The 17,410-nt window shown below is 39.1% G+C and carries 12 protein-coding genes; 3 read left to right on the forward strand and 9 right to left on the reverse strand.

All coding sequences use genetic code 11. The features are described 5' to 3' along the window. Nucleotides 1–33 precede the first annotated feature (33 nt). Entirely contained in the window at nt 34–1,200 is a 1,167-nt protein-coding gene (locus E7A03_RS07050; RefSeq protein ID WP_101928530.1) for an iron-containing alcohol dehydrogenase, read from the reverse strand. 278 nt (nt 1,201–1,478) lie between these two features. Between E7A03_RS07050 and E7A03_RS07055 the strand changes: the two genes are divergently transcribed. Continuing rightward, entirely contained in the window at nt 1,479–2,297 is an 819-nt protein-coding gene (locus E7A03_RS07055) for a MetQ/NlpA family ABC transporter substrate-binding protein (RefSeq protein WP_004694891.1), read from the forward strand. 72 nt (nt 2,298–2,369) lie between these two features. On the opposite strand, the gene E7A03_RS07060 is transcribed toward E7A03_RS07055, so the two are convergent. The 6 genes from E7A03_RS07060 to E7A03_RS07085 form a co-directional block, all read right to left on the reverse strand. Beyond that, a complete protein-coding gene (locus E7A03_RS07060) occupies nt 2,370–3,185 on the reverse strand; it encodes a nitroreductase family protein (RefSeq protein WP_004698259.1) in 816 nt (271 codons plus the stop codon). Nucleotides 3,186–4,057: 872 nt separating this feature from the next. After that, entirely contained in the window at nt 4,058–5,611 is a 1,554-nt protein-coding gene (locus E7A03_RS07065; RefSeq protein ID WP_316073913.1) for a nitrite/sulfite reductase, read from the reverse strand. A gap of 249 nt (nt 5,612–5,860) precedes the next feature. Beyond that, nucleotides 5,861–7,252, reverse strand: coding sequence for a cation:dicarboxylate symporter family transporter (locus tag E7A03_RS07070; RefSeq protein ID WP_077707741.1), 1,392 nt, complete (start codon nt 7,250–7,252; stop codon nt 5,861–5,863). A gap of 176 nt (nt 7,253–7,428) precedes the next feature. Then, nucleotides 7,429–8,157, reverse strand: a complete 729-nt coding sequence (locus E7A03_RS07075) for a LutC/YkgG family protein (protein WP_077707742.1) — start codon at nt 8,155–8,157, stop codon at nt 7,429–7,431. Then, nucleotides 8,157–9,602 carry a LutB/LldF family L-lactate oxidation iron-sulfur protein gene (locus tag E7A03_RS07080; RefSeq protein ID WP_004694882.1) on the reverse strand — a complete coding sequence of 482 codons (1,446 nt, stop codon included), beginning with the start codon at nt 9,600–9,602 and terminating at the stop codon, nt 8,157–8,159. The genes E7A03_RS07075 and E7A03_RS07080 overlap by 1 nt, the downstream gene beginning before the upstream one ends. 12 nt (nt 9,603–9,614) lie before the next feature. Next, complete coding sequence (locus E7A03_RS07085; protein WP_004698263.1) at nt 9,615–10,352, reverse strand: (Fe-S)-binding protein; 738 nt, start codon at nt 10,350–10,352, stop codon at nt 9,615–9,617. 523 nt (nt 10,353–10,875) lie between these two features. Between E7A03_RS07085 and E7A03_RS07090 the strand changes: the two genes are divergently transcribed. After that, nucleotides 10,876–12,591 (forward strand): S-layer homology domain-containing protein, encoded by a 1,716-nt coding sequence (locus tag E7A03_RS07090; protein ID WP_077707743.1) that lies wholly within the window; start codon nt 10,876–10,878, stop codon nt 12,589–12,591. 183 nt (nt 12,592–12,774) lie between these two features. Next, a complete protein-coding gene (locus E7A03_RS07095; protein ID WP_101928535.1) occupies nt 12,775–14,145 on the forward strand; it encodes an S-layer homology domain-containing protein in 1,371 nt (456 codons plus the stop codon). Nucleotides 14,146–14,239: 94 nt separating this feature from the next. On the opposite strand, the gene E7A03_RS07100 is transcribed toward E7A03_RS07095, so the two are convergent. Together E7A03_RS07100 and E7A03_RS07105 are read right to left on the reverse strand one after the other, a co-directional pair. Further along, nucleotides 14,240–15,085, reverse strand: coding sequence for a polysaccharide deacetylase family protein (locus tag E7A03_RS07100; protein ID WP_004698216.1), 846 nt, complete (start codon nt 15,083–15,085; stop codon nt 14,240–14,242). A gap of 11 nt (nt 15,086–15,096) precedes the next feature. Then, nucleotides 15,097–17,175 (reverse strand): OPT family oligopeptide transporter, encoded by a 2,079-nt coding sequence (locus E7A03_RS07105; RefSeq protein ID WP_101928536.1) that lies wholly within the window; start codon nt 17,173–17,175, stop codon nt 15,097–15,099. Between the last annotated feature and the right edge of the window lie 235 nt (nt 17,176–17,410).

The following is a 17,410-nucleotide window of genomic DNA, read 5'->3' on the forward strand; positions in this document are numbered from 1 at the left end:
TATCATACAAGTTTACACTGTTAATCCCCTTAATTATAAGGCACGCGTTAAAATCTCGCGAGCTACTTCTGGTGTTACATCACCATTTTCACCAAGTTGTGTCATGCCATGGTCCTCTAATTGTTTCACAATTTTATCAACTGCTTCTTCACCAAGACCATAGTCTTTCAAATGCGTAGATACGCCAAGGGACTCGAAGAATTCACGAGTTTTAGCGATAGCCTTGTCCGCTTTTTCTTCGTTTGTACCTTCTGTAATATGCCATACCCGTGTAGCATATTGTGCCAATTTTTCAAGTTTGTCTGCTTTTTTCACTTCTAACAATGCAGGTAATACGATAGCCAATGTAATACCATGGTCAAGATGGTACGCCGCAGTTAACTCATGGCCAATCAGATGAGTTGCCCAGTCTTGTGGCACGCCGGCACCAATTAAACCATTTAATGCCAATGTAGAGGCCCACACGTGGTTAGCACGAATATCGTAGTTTTCTGGATTTTCTACTGTTTCTTTGCCGATTTCAATCATAGTTTTTAAAATACCTTCGCTGAAACGATCTTGAATACGACCTTCTACAGGGTATGTTAAATACTGCTCTGTGGTATGCACAAAGGTATCGATAACGCCATTCTTAACTTGTCTTTCAGGCAAGGTGAAAGTCAATGTTGGATCAAGCATGGAGAACTTAGGGAATACTAAGCTACTGAATACAGGGTATTTACCGTCACCATAAGTAATAACTGCACCATTGTTCATTTCGGAACCAGTTGCAGGTAGTGTCATAACTGTGCCAAATGGTAATGGATTTGGTACCATGTCTACCGGAACCTCTGGCACACCAGCTTTCATTACCTCAATAACGGGACCATCATAGGTAGCACCCATAACGATAAGTTTTGTAGCATCTACTACAGAACCGCCGCCTACAGCGAGAACGAAATCTACGCCATGTTCTTTAATGAAAGCTACCGCACGTTCACAAGTTTCAAGAGATGGGTTTGGCTCAATACCACCAAACTGCTCAACCTTGCGGTTACCAAGAGCTTTCACAATGCGATCAATAAGACCACTGTGCACAGCGGAGCCACCACCATAAGTAATGAGCACCTTTGCATCCTTTGGTACCAATGTATCTAATTCATCTAAACGGTCTTTACCAAATACGATATGTGTAGGGTTATAAAAATCAAAATTATACATACATCCTCCATTAATCCGACATATAGATATATCCGACATATAGATATATGAATCCATATTAGAATTATACAAAAATATTTAAAATATAAATTTACTACCTAGCGATCACACATTCAATATAACACATTAATCAATATATTATATTGAATTGTATTATAAATGAGCTAGAATTTCACCATAGTTTTAATCTATAGCTAACTGATATGCTTTTATCATATACAAATCCCCTTCATCCATGATAGGATATAACCATTATAAGACTTGAAAGGGATGATTATATGAAATTAAAAACATTGTTAGCACCATTACTTATCGGTGCTCTTGCATTTGCTATCGCTGGTTGTGGTAGTACATCAAATCAATCAACACAAACACAAAAAGAAATCAAAATAGGTGCTACATCTGGTCCTCATGCACAAGTAGCTGAAGCTGTAGCAAAAGAAGCTAAAAAACAAGGAATCGATCTTAAAGTAGTTGAATTCTCAGACTATGTAACACCTGATAAAGCCCTTGCAGATGGCGATATTCAACTGAATGCTTATCAACATGTACCATTTATGGAAAACTTTAACAAACAAAATGGTTCCAACTTAGTAGCAATCGGTAAAACAATTTTGGTGCGTATGGGCTTATATAGTAATAGTGTACACAGCGTACAAGATGTACCTGAAGGCGCTACTGTTTCTATCCCAAATGACCCTACTAATGGTGGTCGTGCATTAGCATTATTAGCTAAAGCTGGATTAATTACGTTAAAAGATGGTGTCGGCTTCAAAGCAACAGTTGCAGATATCACATCTAACCCGAAGAATATAAAGATTCAAGAACTAGAAGCAGCTCAATTACCTCGTAGTCTAGATGATGTAACAATTGCAGTTATTCCAATGAACTATGTGCAAAGTGCTGGTCTTAGTGTAGAAAAACAAGGTTTCTTCTTCGAATCTAAAGATGAACCACTAACAGTTATCGTACTTGCAGTTCGTAGTGAAGACAAAGACAACGAAACATACAAAAAAATTGCAGATATTTACAAATCTGATGCTATTAAACAATACATCGACGAAACATTCAAAGGCACTATTACAACTGCCAATTAATAAAGTTTATATCGTCACTATATAACTAAAAAGAGATACCCCAATGATTACAATCATTGGGGCATCTCTTTTTTACTCTTCTGTATCAAATGTAACATCTAATGGTTGACGCTCTACAATATTGCGATATCGTACTTTAGGATATCCCATAAGAATGCCACCAGCTACAATTTTATCATCAGGTACACCTAATTCATCTAATAATGGTTGGTATTCAGCTTCTCCAGCATGTTCAAAAAAGCCTGCCCAACAAGTACCAAGGCCTAAAGTCGGCGCATATAGCTCAGCATAAGACAAGCAAGAGTGACCACTATCATGGGTACGATGAATATCTTTTTTAGAGCCAATTGCCACGACGAGAGCCGGCGCATCGCGCAAGATATACTCCTTGCCTTTATCTACTTCTGCTTGAGCCGCACGAGCATAAAGGCGCATAATTGGCACTGTTTTTGCCGCTAAATGCATCCACTCTAGAACGAGATCAGCAATACGGCGTAACGTTTGTTTATCTCGGATTACTATATACGAAATACCTTGTGTGTTAGTTGCTGTTGGCGCCATTCTTGCAACGTTTAGCACTTTGCGAATGAGCTCTACAGGGACTGGTTTATTTTGATAGTTACGAATAGAGCGACGACTACGCATAAATAGTTCAGCTTGCTCAGGCGTTAACTTAGGTTCCTTTGTAATATCGATTTGCTCCTTACGCGGTGTCATATCGCTATCAAGAGCAAGCGTTGGGCATACGGAAATACAATGCCCACAGGAGATACAACCTCCCCTGCCAGTTACAGGTCCAGCATCGGACATCACCAGCAATCCGGTCGGACAGTCAGCAACGCAAAGGCCGCATCGTGTACAGACTTCTGTATTGACGGTAAATAACATCTGAATATCCTCCAAATACTACTATAAAGCCTATTATAACATACAAAATCAAGTCATATCTAGTTTTAAACAATTATTCTTATTGTATTGGGACTCAACTAACATTTGTTCATCCGCTTTTAGGATGGGGCCCCATCTCGTTAGTACAACTTGGTAAAAATACGCTTGCTTGCTCCGTTCTTCGCAAAGTCTCTGCACAAGCGTATTCTTACTTTTTTATCACTATATTTATAAAGATGTCCCATCCAAAAGCGTAAATAATCTAGCTAATACTTATATAGAGTCATTACAATTACACCTTGAAATAAATCATAGAAAACACTATCATTTTACACATTATAATAAACTGTATAGTAGTGGCGCCATGCCCACCGTATGGGAAGGACTAGCCAGAGGCTAATCTACTGGCTAGTCTTGATGCAAATTCAGTCAAAACTACTTAGCCGCTCTCGCCTCTCCGCTCCTCTAATTATAAAAGCATATTGAGTAAATATCGAATGTAGCTTGTCATGAGGCCGCTCTGTATATTAGTAAGGTAAGTCGCTTTGCTATGGGACTAATTTACATCAGGTGTTATAAAAATGAAACTGGGTACCTCTGCAGCGACTTTACGAAGGACGGAGCAAAGAAATACCTAGTTTTCTAAAAGCTTCCCCCATCATATAAAAGCATATTGAGTAAATATCAGATGTAGCTTGTGATGGGACTGGTTAATAGCAGACGCTCAAATAATAAAAAGAGTTCCCTATGCAGCGACTTTGCGAAGAACGGAGCAAAGAGGGAACTCTTTTTATTATTTATTAAGTTGTCGCAATCTAAGTGGGCCCCATCACAAGCAACCCAAACATATTTACGCAAATGCTTTTACATATTTACTCAAATGCTTTTATAAGATTCATGTAGTCCCCTTTATGCGTAAGTCTCCAGGTCCCAAAGTCTGGTTCTGGGGATTCGTTCAGAATATTTGCCAAAGATTCCAAAAATTCTGGAATCTTTGTAGCTACAATATTGCCAGCCATTTTACCGAAGTTTTCAGAGCCCATGTGTTCTGAGCCACCGTCTACAAGGATAAATGCTACCATAGGTTTCTTATCTACTAATTTTACAGCACCATGGAAACCAATTTCACCGATTTGGTGTGTACCACAGGAGTGTGGACAGCCGGATATATGTAAACGAGGTAGTTTTCTTGTATCTATACCCTTTTCTTCAAGGTGTGCGAAGATATCTTTCAAAAGACCGTTAGAGTCTTGCATTCCAATCTGACATATAGTAGAACCAACGCAAGATACGGAACGGCGGAAATCATTTTCAGCGCTGTCATCAGTTAATTCCGCAATTTTGCGTGCTTCATCAGCTGTAAGATTAATGAAGAACAATGCTTGGTCTGGCGCAATACGTGCTTCTACTTGGTCAAGTGTCACTACATAGTCAAGGGCAGCCAACAAGTGTGCTACGTTCACATCGCCACCTGCTGGATGGTATTCTACGTAATATAAACCTTCCTGTTTTTGACGGTGAATACGATAATTTTCCACAGAATCATCACGCTTACCAGTTTTTGTAATTTCATAAGCATAATCAGCTGGATTAATAGTTAGGTGTTCTACTTCTTTTACCATAGCTAGGGTTTCTTCATAGATCTTGATGAAAGCTTCCGCCCCACCCATTTCAGCAGGCATGTAACGGGTACGAGCCTTACCACGGTTTTTGAAATTACCATGGTTAGCAAAAACCATAAGCATAGCTTTCACATGATACAAAACATCCTCAGGTGCTACATCATGTGCCACCGGAATACCAATGCGAGGATTAGGACCAATACCACCACAAGCATACACATCAAAAGTATTGTGTTTTGTTAAGTTAAAACCTAGGTCCTTGAACGTAGAATGTGGGGTACTATCAAAACCATTATCTATACCCATTTTAAATTTGCGAGGGATCTTGATATAGAACATTTGCTCCATAAGAAATTCACTAATAGCTGTTGTATATGGCGTAATATCTAAAGTTTCACGAGGATCAATGCCGCGTAAAATACTAGCCACCACATTGGGATTGTCACCGCCAGCACCACGGTTATAGATACCGTGGTCATAACATTCCTTATAGAGACTCAATATAGTATCACCATCAAGGCCATGCATTTGTAAGCATTGGCCGGTAGTGAAATGTACATGTTGCAGGTTATATTTACGAATGGAGTCCGCTAAAAACTGTATGTGATCGCGCGTCATGCGACCACCGTTGAAGCGCCAACGGCTCATGCCAGTATTTGCACCGCGCTCAGCGTAACTACCATAAGCACCAGATTGTCCTTTATAGTCTGCAATGGATAATTCTTTCTTATAGAACTTATGTGTCATATCCTCAAACTTTGGATAATCTGCAATTAATCGATCTTTCAATTCTTGTGTAATCATACTATTACCCTCTTGGCTTATATTTATTAAGCATAATTCGTAACTTTATAACGCTTAGTATACCATATATGCATAAGTATGTTAGTAGCTAAGCTCACAATTTCAATATCGATTATTAATAATATAGTTTACAATCTGTAATAATTATCACTTTTAAAAAGGCAAAAGAAGCTGTAACCAAATGTGGTTTTACCACATTCAGCTACAGCCCCTTTTTATAATAATTATATGATTAAGTGTTGCTAGTTTTTATACGCGACCTTCGTTAGGATTATTGTATGCGTCTTTATCGATGGTTCCCATAATTTTGTCTACTACCAAAGCATTTGTTAATGACCCAGATACGTTCAAACATGTACGTCCCATGTCAATCAATGGATCGATAGCTAGAATTGGACTAATGGAGGTGAAGTACGCTCCAAGTCCTGTACCACTAAGGGATACAGATGCCGCCATTGTAGCCGTACCTGGCACGCCTGCGATACCAACAGAACCAATAGCAATAACGATAACACTCATGATATACATAGTCATATCGAATGGAATATTGGCTACATTAGAGATGTACACCACAACAAGTGCTGGGAACACGCCGGCACAACCTTGCATGCCCGCAGTAGTACCGAAGGAAGCTACTGTATTAGCAGTTGTAGCATTTACACCAAGACGTTTTGTTAAAGTCTCTACAGTTAATGGCAATACACCCATCGAAGAACGAGAAGTGAACGCCAATAAGAGTGGTGCTTTCGCTTTCTTGAAGTATGTAATCGGATTGTAGCCAAAGCTAGTAATCAAGATTGCTTGTACGACAAACATAATCAAAAGACCAACGTAAAGCAATACTACGAACAAGCCCATATCAAGAATAGCTTGTACACCGCGTGTTGCCAATGTAGAAGCTAACAAAGCAACTACACCATATGGCATAAGACCAATGATGAAATCAGCTACCCAGGAAATCAATTGGTGAAGTTCATCAAATAGTTTTGTGAACACCTCCATAGAGTTTGTCCCTGTTTGTTTTAATAGACGAGCTACGCTACCCAAGATAATTGCAAATACGACAATGCCGATAACATTTGTTTCAGCAGCCGCTTGAATTGGATTGCTTGGGATTAGTGCTCGGAATGTATCAACCATAGGTTTGATTTCACGAATCTTCTTGCCAGATTCAACAATATCAAAACCTTGACCTAAACCGAAAGCATTCCCCAAAATTAGGCCGACTATAGCAGCAACGGCTACCATGCCGAGATTTGTAGAAATCATAGCAACTACTAACTTTTTGAGGTTAGCACCTGCCTCCATGTGCAAAATAACGTGAACAATAGAGATAAAAACGATAGGAATAACAAGCATGCGGATTAAGTCGATGAAACCGCCCCCTACGAGAGAGAACCACTTTGTACTTTCCTTGATGTAAACCACTTTGGATGGATCATCAGGGAAGCCTGCAATAATTTGGACCGCTATACCAAGTACGGCACCAACAATAGTACCAATAATAACGAGATTACCGAAGGATGTGCCCTTGCGTTGCAATACATAAATACCTATTAACACGAGCACGAACACCGCGATAATACCAATACTTAGTGGATTGCTTAACATGAGGTAATCTGTAAAGAATGGAATATTCATAATACACCTCTTTAATTCATATCACAACAATAGGTTATGAACTTAGTATAGCATATATCGAAAAAAATACAAGTATAATATTTAATTTTTGGTAATATTTAATGTATTCTGTAATATATACACCAAAAAGGCGATTTTCCAGAAGAAAATCGCCTTTAGTAAATCTAGCTATTATATTATCTGTTAACTAAGATATAGGTTACTTGGATAGGACCATGAGCACCATCTACAGTTACCAATTCGATATCCGCCGTACGGGACGGACCAGAAATCAAGCAGATATTTGTAGGGAACTTAGCTGGATCGTTGTGATACCGTTCAGCCAAATGTTCCATTGTTTGTGTCATGCGAGGGTTGATTGTATCAGTATACAACACAGCAATATGTGTTGTAGGCAACAAGCTAATCACACGGCCAGAGTCCTCACCAGAAGCTTGTACTACAGTAGCAGTCTCCGCAATACCGCAGTATGGGAATGTAATACCAATATCAGCATTAGCAGTATTAGAAATACATTCTTCACGACCTTTAGCTGGATCCCATTGGAAGTATGTACGAGTGCCGCCATTATTAGCTGCATCTTGTTCGAACAATTCTTTTAATTTATATTCTTCTACTTCAGGAGAGCTTGGGAATACAATTTTACCGTTTCCCCAGTCTTCGATAGCTGCCAAAATTGTTTCACCTAGTTTGTCAGGTGTAGTTTCAACGAATTTTGTACCAACACGTTGACATTGTTCCTTAAACATTGTCAAAATTTGATCCCGACTCAAATCTTGGAACATAGTTTCTTGAGGACCATGGCTATAATCAAAGCCTTCTACAAAAGCAGGGCACATTTCTTGATCACGGCCTAATGCACGAGATAAACGTGCAATAAATTGATTACGTTTAGCTACATCCATTATTTTTTCTCCTTCTTCTTGTTCTTTTCATGTTCAGCATATAAATCACGGAATTTCTTGAATTTCAAGGAACCCAACTCTTTAGACTTAGTCCAACCGTTCATAACTGGAATAGCTTGAGTCCATTCAGGCATGTTACCTTCTTTATTACTAATTAAGTTCATACCGATAGCACCAGCTTTTGTGCCAAGATCAAATAATGTTGCATTACCAAACATCTTAGCAGCTGCTGTGAAGATAGCTTCTTCTGCTTTTGGACGAGTCTTTTCAATATCAGCCATGATATGACGGTGCTCCATCAACAATTCATGCAATGGAATAGCTACTGGACAGTTTTCTGTACATGCACCGCATAATGTAGAAGCATATGGAAGATCGCCGGCTACATCGTAACCTTTGAATAATGGAGTCAATACAGCACCCATTGGACCTGGATATACAGAACCATATCCATGACCGGAAACGTGACGGTATACAGGACAGATATTCATACATGCACCACAACGGATACAACGTAGCATTTCTTGGAATGTACCACCCAAGATGCCAGAACGGCCGTTATCAATAATGATGATATGAGTTTCTTCAGGACCATCAGCTTCACCAGGACGCGCAGGACCAGTCATCATGGAGAAGTAGTTAGAAATCTTAGAACCTACTGCAGAACGGTTCAACATTTCCATCATAACATCAAGAGCTTTGAAATCAGGAACAATACGTTCTGTACCTAAGAAAATTAATTGAGTCTTAGGAATAGAACTAGCCATACGACCGTTACCTTCGTTGGAAACGATTGTACATGTACCAGATTCAGCAACTGCAAAGTTACAACCATTAACACCTACATCAGCTTTTAAGAAGCGCTCACGTACATAACCACGTACAAAGTGAGTCATTTCCGTAGGGTTTTCAGTTCCTGTATAACCTAATTTTTCAGCAAAAATTTCACGGATTTTGTTACGTTCAAAATGAAGACCTGGTACTACGATGTGAGATGGAGGACTTACTGCAGTTTGCAAAATAAATTCAGCCAAGTCAGTTTCGTTAACTTCAATACCAGCTTCTTCTAATACTTCGTTCAAACCAATTTCTTCAGTTAAGATAGTTTTGGATTTAACGATCATTTTTGCTTCGCGTTGGCGAAGGATATCTAATGCAATTTGAGTCGCTTCTTTGTCATCGAACGCAAAGTGAACTTTAGAACCAGCTTTTTCAGCATTGTCAGCAAATTGACTTACATAGTAATCCAAGTTGTTAAGTACGTGATCGCGAATTTTAGCCGCTTCAGCGCGGAAATCTAACCATTCAGGAACATCCGCAACTACTGTATTACGTTTATCATAAAACACGTCTTGTGCTTTTTTAATAGCTGCAACTTTGAAATCGTCAGCCAAACATTCTTTTATACGTGTTTTATAGGGGCGATTGTCATATATAAGTGCCATGTCGTCTCCTCCTTAACGGCAGTTTAAGATTTCAGCAATATGCATAACTTTGATACGGCGATCAATTTCGCCTTCTTTATGAAGACGATCAAGCATACCAGCGATGTTCATTAAGCACGCTTGGTCAGAACCGGAGATAACGTTGGCACCTGTGCCAGCAATTTCCAATGCTTTTTCGCGTGTCATAACTTCACTGATTTCAGGGTTTTTAACTGAGAAAGTACCGCCGAAACCACAGCAACGATCTGCACGTGGTAATTCAATCAAGTTGATATCTTTAACGTTTTTAAGGAGTTTGAAAGGAGGCTCTTTAATGCCCATCAAACGAGTTACGTGGCAAGATGTATGGTATGTAACGGATTCGTTAAAACGAGCCCCTACATCTTCAACACCTAATACGTCAGTAATAAATTGAGTGAATTCGTAAATTTTACCACTCAATCTTTCTGCGCGCGCCAACCACTCTGGTTGATCTTTTAAGAAATGATGATATTCATCGCGGATTGCAAAAGCGCAAGAACCGGACATGCTGACTACATATTCAGCGTTCTCAAAGCATTCGATTGTATTCTTAATTGCGTCCATAGCCGCGTCATTATAACCGGAGTTAGTGAACATTTGTCCACAGCATACTTGTTTCTTAGGTACTACAAGCTCACAACCTAATCTTTCAAGTACTTCTACACCAGCCATACCTACATGAGGGTAGAACATGTCAATCAAACACTGTTGGAAAAGATGAATTTTCATATTATCTTCCTCGTCTTTTCTAGTACTTAACCTAATAAAAAATTTTGATATGTATGTGTTATGGCAATTTTTAGTAGTGAATTTTTCGACTAAATTTCTGCCCTGAACATTACTTATGCTTTCAAATAAATATTCAAAAGCTCATCGCTATAATTATAAATTAATCATGTAGATATTGTCCAAAGAATTGCTATATTCGTATGTACCCTTTTATTTCTTATATCGTTATGACTTTTTGTAATAACAAACATTGAATTTTATCACATCTATTATTTCATTTATCATTTTTTCTTGTAAAAGCCCCATAAAATCTAGATTTTGCGAATGTTTATCATTTTGCATTTTTAACTACTAGAAAATCAACTTTTATCTATATTTCATTTTATATTTATATAATGGTACTCAAATTTTCAAATTCATGTAAGTTTTATCCTTATAGATTACATTTTCTTATAGTAGTGTATAAATTTAAAAAGTGTTATAATTTATTTTATATAAGTATAGTTTGAAAGGAGCCCTTTTCATGAAACTAAATAAATTATCTTTGTCTTTAGCAATTACATTGGCCCTTGGTTCTACATTCAGCATGGCTCACGCTGAAACAACTGCGACTCATATAAAATCTGAAGTATCTAATGTGGCTACTAGAGCTGAGGTATCTGCTAAAGCGGATGAACACCGTGTTGATACATCTGTTAAAAACGATGCTAAACGTATTGATACATCCGTCAAAAATGATGCTAAACATGGTAGCACAGTTGTAAAACGTGATGCAAAACATGCTGATGCATCCGCTAAAAACGCTGCTAAACGCACTGATACATCCGTAAAAAACGATGCTAAACGCGTTGATACTTCTGTAAAAAATGACGTTAAACGCATTGATACTTCCGTAAAAAATGATGTAAAAGAAGATGCTGCAAAGGTAGAAGGTAAAAAAGTTGTAAAAACTAAAGAAAACTTACCTACTGGTGTATACCCTGACACAAAAGATAACTGGGCTCGCGATGCTATCCAAGCAATGACACAAGCTGGTTACCTTTCTGGTTATGCTGATAATACATTCAAACCTAGTGCACAAATTACTCGTGAACAAGCAGCTGCTATTTATGGCAAAGTGCTACAACACAACTTAAACGAACAAGAATTAGCAGAGATTGCAACAAAAGAATCCTCTACCTCCTACTCTGACGTGGAAGCAGATCGTTGGTCTAGCTCTGCTATCAAATTAGTTAGTGCTGCAGGCGTAATGGAAGGCACATCTAAAACAGCTTTCACACCTAGCAAAACTATGGACCGCGAACAATTCGTTGCATCTGCTGCTAGTCTAGCTAAAAAATTGAATCTTTCTACACCTGTAAAAGCAGAAAAAGTAACATTCAAAGACGAAGCTAGCATCTCCTCTGCTTACTTGGCAGATATCCAATACATGGCACAACGAGGCATCGTAGCATCTGGGGCAACAGAAAACTTTAACCCTAAACAACCTGTAACAAGAGCACAAGCGGCAACAATCTTGAACCGCATGCTTAATGGTGCTGGCCTTGCAACACCGAAACACAGTACAACTGAAGCTAAAGCTGAGACAGCTGTAAAAGAAGATGCCAAAAAAGCTGATACAGCATTAGAGAAAGATACATCTAAAGTAAGTAAAGACGCTAAAAAGGATGTAGCTAAAGCTGATAAAGCTGTAAAATCTGATGCAAAAAAAGTTGAAAAAGACGTAAAAGGCAATAAAGATGCTGCAGTAGCTGAAAAAGCTGAACCTACTCGCACCGTTCGCCCTGTTCGTCGCAGCACACTAAAAGCACTTGATCAAAAACAACAAGCTGCATTAGAAGACAAAGTATTTTCTGAATTAAATAAAACTTATAAAACAGAAGATGCATTCCAAAATTATGGCGTAATGTACTGGCGTGACAATCAATTACACGTAGCTTTGAAAACAGACAGCGATATTTCCACAGTAAAAGCTAACCTTGCAAACCGTGGTGATTCTACTGTAAATAACTATGTTGTAGTTGAATCCTCCCAATACAGCCAAGCTGAATACGATGCAATCGATACAAACTTCCGCAACTACTACAACAAAAATGAAAAAGCAGGTACAATTCTAGCTACATTCCCTGATGTAGAAAATAACCAACTTTACGCAGTTGTATCTACAGCATCTAAAGAAACACAACAAGGGATCTCTAAATTATTCGGTTCCAAAGTAAAAATGACAGTAAAACGCTAATCGGCGTTACACTTAACCAGCCAAGGCAGCGTATACTCGACAGTACTACGCTGCTTTGTTGTATATCACTATGCATGCCAACTAATTGACTATGATGCGACGGATATAACTTTTTATGCTGGTGAAAGTTTATATTCTACGGCTATCAAGCGCTAGCCTTTACCATGATTAGGAAGGATTTTTATGTACAAGAATACCCCTCACGCATTACGTGCCCTCGTACTCGGCACATTATTAACTACAACAGGCTTTGGTTTTGCTTCTGCAAACACAACCACTACAACTCATGCTCCTGCAACTACTGTTGAAGCCACTAAAATGGAAACAACTAAAGCACCAATGGCTAAAACAGATGCTACGAAGATGGAGACTACTAAAACAGAAGCGGCTAACGTTAAATCTACTAATACCGCATCACCTGCAATTGTAAACACCTCTATCGGTACACCTCAAGATATTAAAAGAATCCGCGCCCACATCTTTACAGATGTGCCTAGTGATTTTTGGGCAGCTAACTCGATTAGCACTGTAACAAAAGCAAACCTAATGAAGGGGTATTCCGATGGTACATTCCGACCTAACCAACCTATGACACGTGAAGAAGTAGCAGCGCTCTTCAACAATATCACGGATGATGGTACGGCCGCCTTTTTATCAAGTAAATTTAAAGATATTACATCTGACCGTTGGTCTGCTCTTGCTATTGAATCTGTAGCGCGCAAGAATATCATCAGCGGATATGGCGATGACACATATAAACCAGAAAAATATATGTCTCGCCAAGAGTTTGCTGTAGTAGCAGATAACTATATCCATTATTTAGGATATACCACTGAAGACCCAACAGTTCTTGATAATATATCCTATGGAGACCAAAAATTCGTGGCTCCTTGGGCACAAGATGCCGTTCGCGAGCTTGCCTATCTTGGGTTCACAAACTACGCTCCAGGTACATTGTTTAACCCTGAAAAATATGTAACTCGTGCAGAAGCCGCGGAAATTGCGTACCGCATGACACAAACAGAACAAGCACTTGCCTTCCACAACACATTGTTCAAGCAACAAGTAGAAAATAAAACAGCTAATATCATCGACAAAGCATTAGGCTATGGCAATGATTTCACCAAATTCCGTCAAGACGGGGCCCTCTTCTGGGAGGCAGGCCAATTACATGCATCTTTAACGGATCAAAAGAAAACTGACCTCGTCTCCAAAGCAATTACAGAAGCTCATGATCCACAGCTAGATAGAACTGTAGTCGTATCAAAAGGTAAATTAAATCAGGCCCAACTAGAGGAGTATCAATCCGATGCCATCGCCCTTTACCAACAAAAAGAACCTCAAGGAAAGATCCTTTCCATCTCCCCAAATACTGATACGAGTGCCCTTCTCATTACCGTTGATTCTATTCAAAAATCGACGTTGAAAGCATTTAAAAAGAAATTCCATGATAATGTATTCTTACAATTACCACCGGAACCGCTTACAAAGTCAGATGGAAATATTCAATTCCCATTACCGCCACGCGTAAACTATTATAACGACAAACAATAAAGTAGATAAAAAAAGAACCGCCCCCTTAGGAGCGGTTCTTTTCACAATTAAACAGCTGTTACTATACACACATAATCGAATTTACACAGTTCGATTATTTTTTTGTTACATCATTTTCGCGGTCACGCAAGATACCAACTGGTACATATACCGTACCTGCGCTATGGATTGAATCTACGTCTTGTTGCAAGATCATTACAACGGAATAATCATCTGTTGTGTAGAATTCAGTAGGCATTTTATCGATATTTACATCGCCACCTAATTTATCTTTCACATCTTGATTATTATTAATCGCATTCACCAATTCTTTTTTATTAAGACCACCAAGATCGTACAAGGACAATTGTCGACCTGTTGTGGTGTTAAATGTGAAGCCTTTTACATAGTTTACACCATTGGCATCATGATCACGCATTGTATACGTATGAATCAATACGCTGAAAATGCCGTTTTTATCTGTTTTAACATCATAGTACATAACTACATTTGTTTTATCAGATTCTTTAGCATTTAACTTTTCTACATCATTTTGTATTTTAGAAACATACTTTTTGATGGTCGTATTGATTGCTTTTTCTACCGCAGGGCTAACAGATTTAACCTCTGGGAATACTAAATCCAAATGATCTGTAGTAGATTCCACAGGTGATACAGCAACCTCTTTACGATCCATATAACGGTCCGCATTTGGAGCTACCACTTCAACTGCATTACGATCTACTTTAGACGCTTTAGAGCGCAACGCACGATTCTGCTCAGGTGTAGCAGTACTAGAAATACGATATGTTAAATCATTACGATTTACACGTTTCGCATTTGTTTGATTTGCTTGTACATTTACAGTATCTTGCGTTACAGGTATTACTTCGCTTGCTGCGAAGGAGACTACTGGCAATGCAGCAGCCATAATGATGAGTACAGACTGTTTTAATTTCATTGTTTAACCTCTTATTGTTCTTGCTCAGCTTTCATAGCAAGAGCTTCTTCTTTATTGAACTTGTGTGTAACAACACGGCGAACAAGATAGAGACCAGCGAATATGAATGCAAGCAATCCTAACCATTGTGCTGTGCTTTCAAATTCAGGACCTACTAATTCAAGTGGAGCTTCCCCACCACCAGTTGTAACAGACAATACAATAATAACAGCTATGATTACACCAATCAAGCTTTCACCAACGATCAGACCAGAAGCAAAGAGAACACCGCGGCGATTGGATTGCTCTACATCGTAGTCAGCAAGCTCACCGGCACGCATTTTAGCACGAGCTACAAGATAACGACCTACGAAGTAGCTGATGAAAGAACCAATAATAAGTGGTACTTCTAAAGTAGGTGGTAAATAAATACCCATACCAACAGCCAATGGAGGCAATGTTAAGGTAGCAGTTGTGCTCTTGAGAATCAAGTTGACGATAATTGCCACAACACCAACGCCAACGCCGATTAAAATATAATCCCAATCCATGCTAGAGTTGAAGATACCTTGCGCAATGGTAGTCATCAAAGTCGCTTGAGGAGCCGATAATGCAGCGTTTGGATCCATTTCAGCACGTGGTAACGCACCTGTGAAACCGTATGCTTGGTAAAGCAAGTTAAGAACTGGAGCAATTGCAATGGCACCGGCTACAGAACCAAGTAACAAGGCAATTTGTTGACGCCAAGGTGTAGCACCAACGAGTTGGCCAGTCTTCAAATCTTGTAAATTATCATTAGAAATAGATGCAATCGCAATAACTACGGATGTCATAAAGATAGCCATAGCAGTAGCGAACTGAACACCTTCTTGTGTAGCAAATAAATTATTTTCCGCTGCGATAAAGTATACAACTAAGGAAGAAATAATAGTCGCTAAAATACCGATACCAGAAATTGGAGAAGCAGATGTACCGATAAGGCCCGCCATATAACCACACGCTGCAGCTACGAAGAAGCCAATTAATAAAGCTACTACGATACCTACTACAACGAGTGTCCACATTAAACCTGCACTAATAGGTACGACAGATACGAAATCCCAGAATGTAAATACTAAACCAATAAGAATAAGTATGAATACACCTAAAACGGATTTTGTACTCATATCTGTATCCATACGATGCAATTCACGTTCTGCGGAACTGCTATTCATGGATTTAACAGAAATTTTCATACCTTCGATGATAGGTTTGATTAAGGTAATCAAAGTCCAAATCGCAGCAATACCGATAGCACCAGCACCGATAAAACGAACTTTAGATTTCCAAACAGCCATTGCAAACTTGGCAGTAGCACCGCCATCTGGAGCAAACATATTAGTGAAGTAAGGCACGAAGCCAGCCCACGCGATGAGTACACCAACGAGGATAGCGATACCAGAAGCGATACCGATAAGGTAACCAGCACCTAACAACGCTGTAGAGAAGCCCAAAGGAATTTGAGTAATACCTTTGCTACCTACAGGAATCCAGAAGCTCATGCTATCGCCAAGTACTTTGAAACCATTTGCACAAAGGCTAATAAGGCCAGCTATAAAGCCACCGGACACAATGTCTGTCATACCGGAGCTAGATTGAGGGCCTTGTTCACCATTGTGAGAGCCAACCTTTAAAATTTCTGCTGCTGCACGGCCTTCAGGATATGGTAGATCGCTATTCACTACCATGGCACGACGCAATGGGATGGTGAATAATACACCTAGAGAACCACCACAGGCACAGAGCAAAAATGTTTGCCAGAATGGAAAGCCATTCCAATACCCAAGCATGAGTAAACCTGGCAAGATAAAGATAATAGCGGACAATGTACCAGCGGCAGAAGCCTGCGTTTGTACCATGTTATTTTCAAGAACGTTAGAATCCTTGAAAAAACGCAAAATCGCCATTGAAATAATAGCAGCCGGAATGGATGACGAGAACGTCAAACCAACCTTCAAACCAAGATATACGTTAGATGCTGTAAAAATAACAGTAATCAATGCACCAAGTAGCATCCCACGTAACGTCAGTTCCGGCAGATGAAGGTCATGGCTCGTAAAGTCATGTTTCATAAGTACTTACCTCCTCTGTGAAATCATAAACTTAAAACAATATACTAAGCTACTTTCATTTTATCGTGTTAAAGCGATGATTTCAATATATATGCGATATTTATAATGTATACATATAAAAGATTATAAATTTAGCTTCCTCCAACAGATATCTTAAAAGGTCTATTCTGTACCCTAAACACTTTATTAGACGTGGTAGCCCTCCAAAAGCCTCCAAAGCTATCCACCCTGCTTC

Origin of the sequence: Veillonella parvula, assembly GCF_032472435.1 — a bacterium.
Taxonomy (GTDB): Bacteria; Bacillota; Negativicutes; order Veillonellales; family Veillonellaceae; genus Veillonella; species Veillonella parvula_N.

Excerpts from the sequence above, each read along its gene's own strand:
- E7A03_RS07050 (WP_101928530.1), bottom strand. The coding sequence starts at position 1,200 with ATGTATAATTTTGATTTTTATAACCCTACACATATCGTATTTGGTAAA.
- E7A03_RS07055 (WP_004694891.1), top strand. The coding sequence starts at position 1,479 with ATGAAATTAAAAACATTGTTAGCACCATTACTTATCGGTGCTCTTGCA.
- E7A03_RS07060 (WP_004698259.1), bottom strand. The coding sequence starts at position 3,185 with ATGTTATTTACCGTCAATACAGAAGTCTGTACACGATGCGGCCTTTGC.
- E7A03_RS07065 (WP_316073913.1), bottom strand. The coding sequence starts at position 5,611 with ATGATTACACAAGAATTGAAAGATCGATTAATTGCAGATTATCCAAAG.
- E7A03_RS07070 (WP_077707741.1), bottom strand. The coding sequence starts at position 7,252 with ATGAATATTCCATTCTTTACAGATTACCTCATGTTAAGCAATCCACTA.
- E7A03_RS07075 (WP_077707742.1), bottom strand. The coding sequence starts at position 8,157 with ATGGATGTAGCTAAACGTAATCAATTTATTGCACGTTTATCTCGTGCA.
- E7A03_RS07080 (WP_004694882.1), bottom strand. The coding sequence starts at position 9,602 with ATGGCACTTATATATGACAATCGCCCCTATAAAACACGTATAAAAGAA.
- E7A03_RS07085 (WP_004698263.1), bottom strand. The coding sequence starts at position 10,352 with ATGAAAATTCATCTTTTCCAACAGTGTTTGATTGACATGTTCTACCCT.
- E7A03_RS07090 (WP_077707743.1), top strand. The coding sequence starts at position 10,876 with ATGAAACTAAATAAATTATCTTTGTCTTTAGCAATTACATTGGCCCTT.
- E7A03_RS07095 (WP_101928535.1), top strand. The coding sequence starts at position 12,775 with ATGTACAAGAATACCCCTCACGCATTACGTGCCCTCGTACTCGGCACA.
- E7A03_RS07100 (WP_004698216.1), bottom strand. The coding sequence starts at position 15,085 with ATGAAATTAAAACAGTCTGTACTCATCATTATGGCTGCTGCATTGCCA.
- E7A03_RS07105 (WP_101928536.1), bottom strand. The coding sequence starts at position 17,175 with ATGAAACATGACTTTACGAGCCATGACCTTCATCTGCCGGAACTGACG.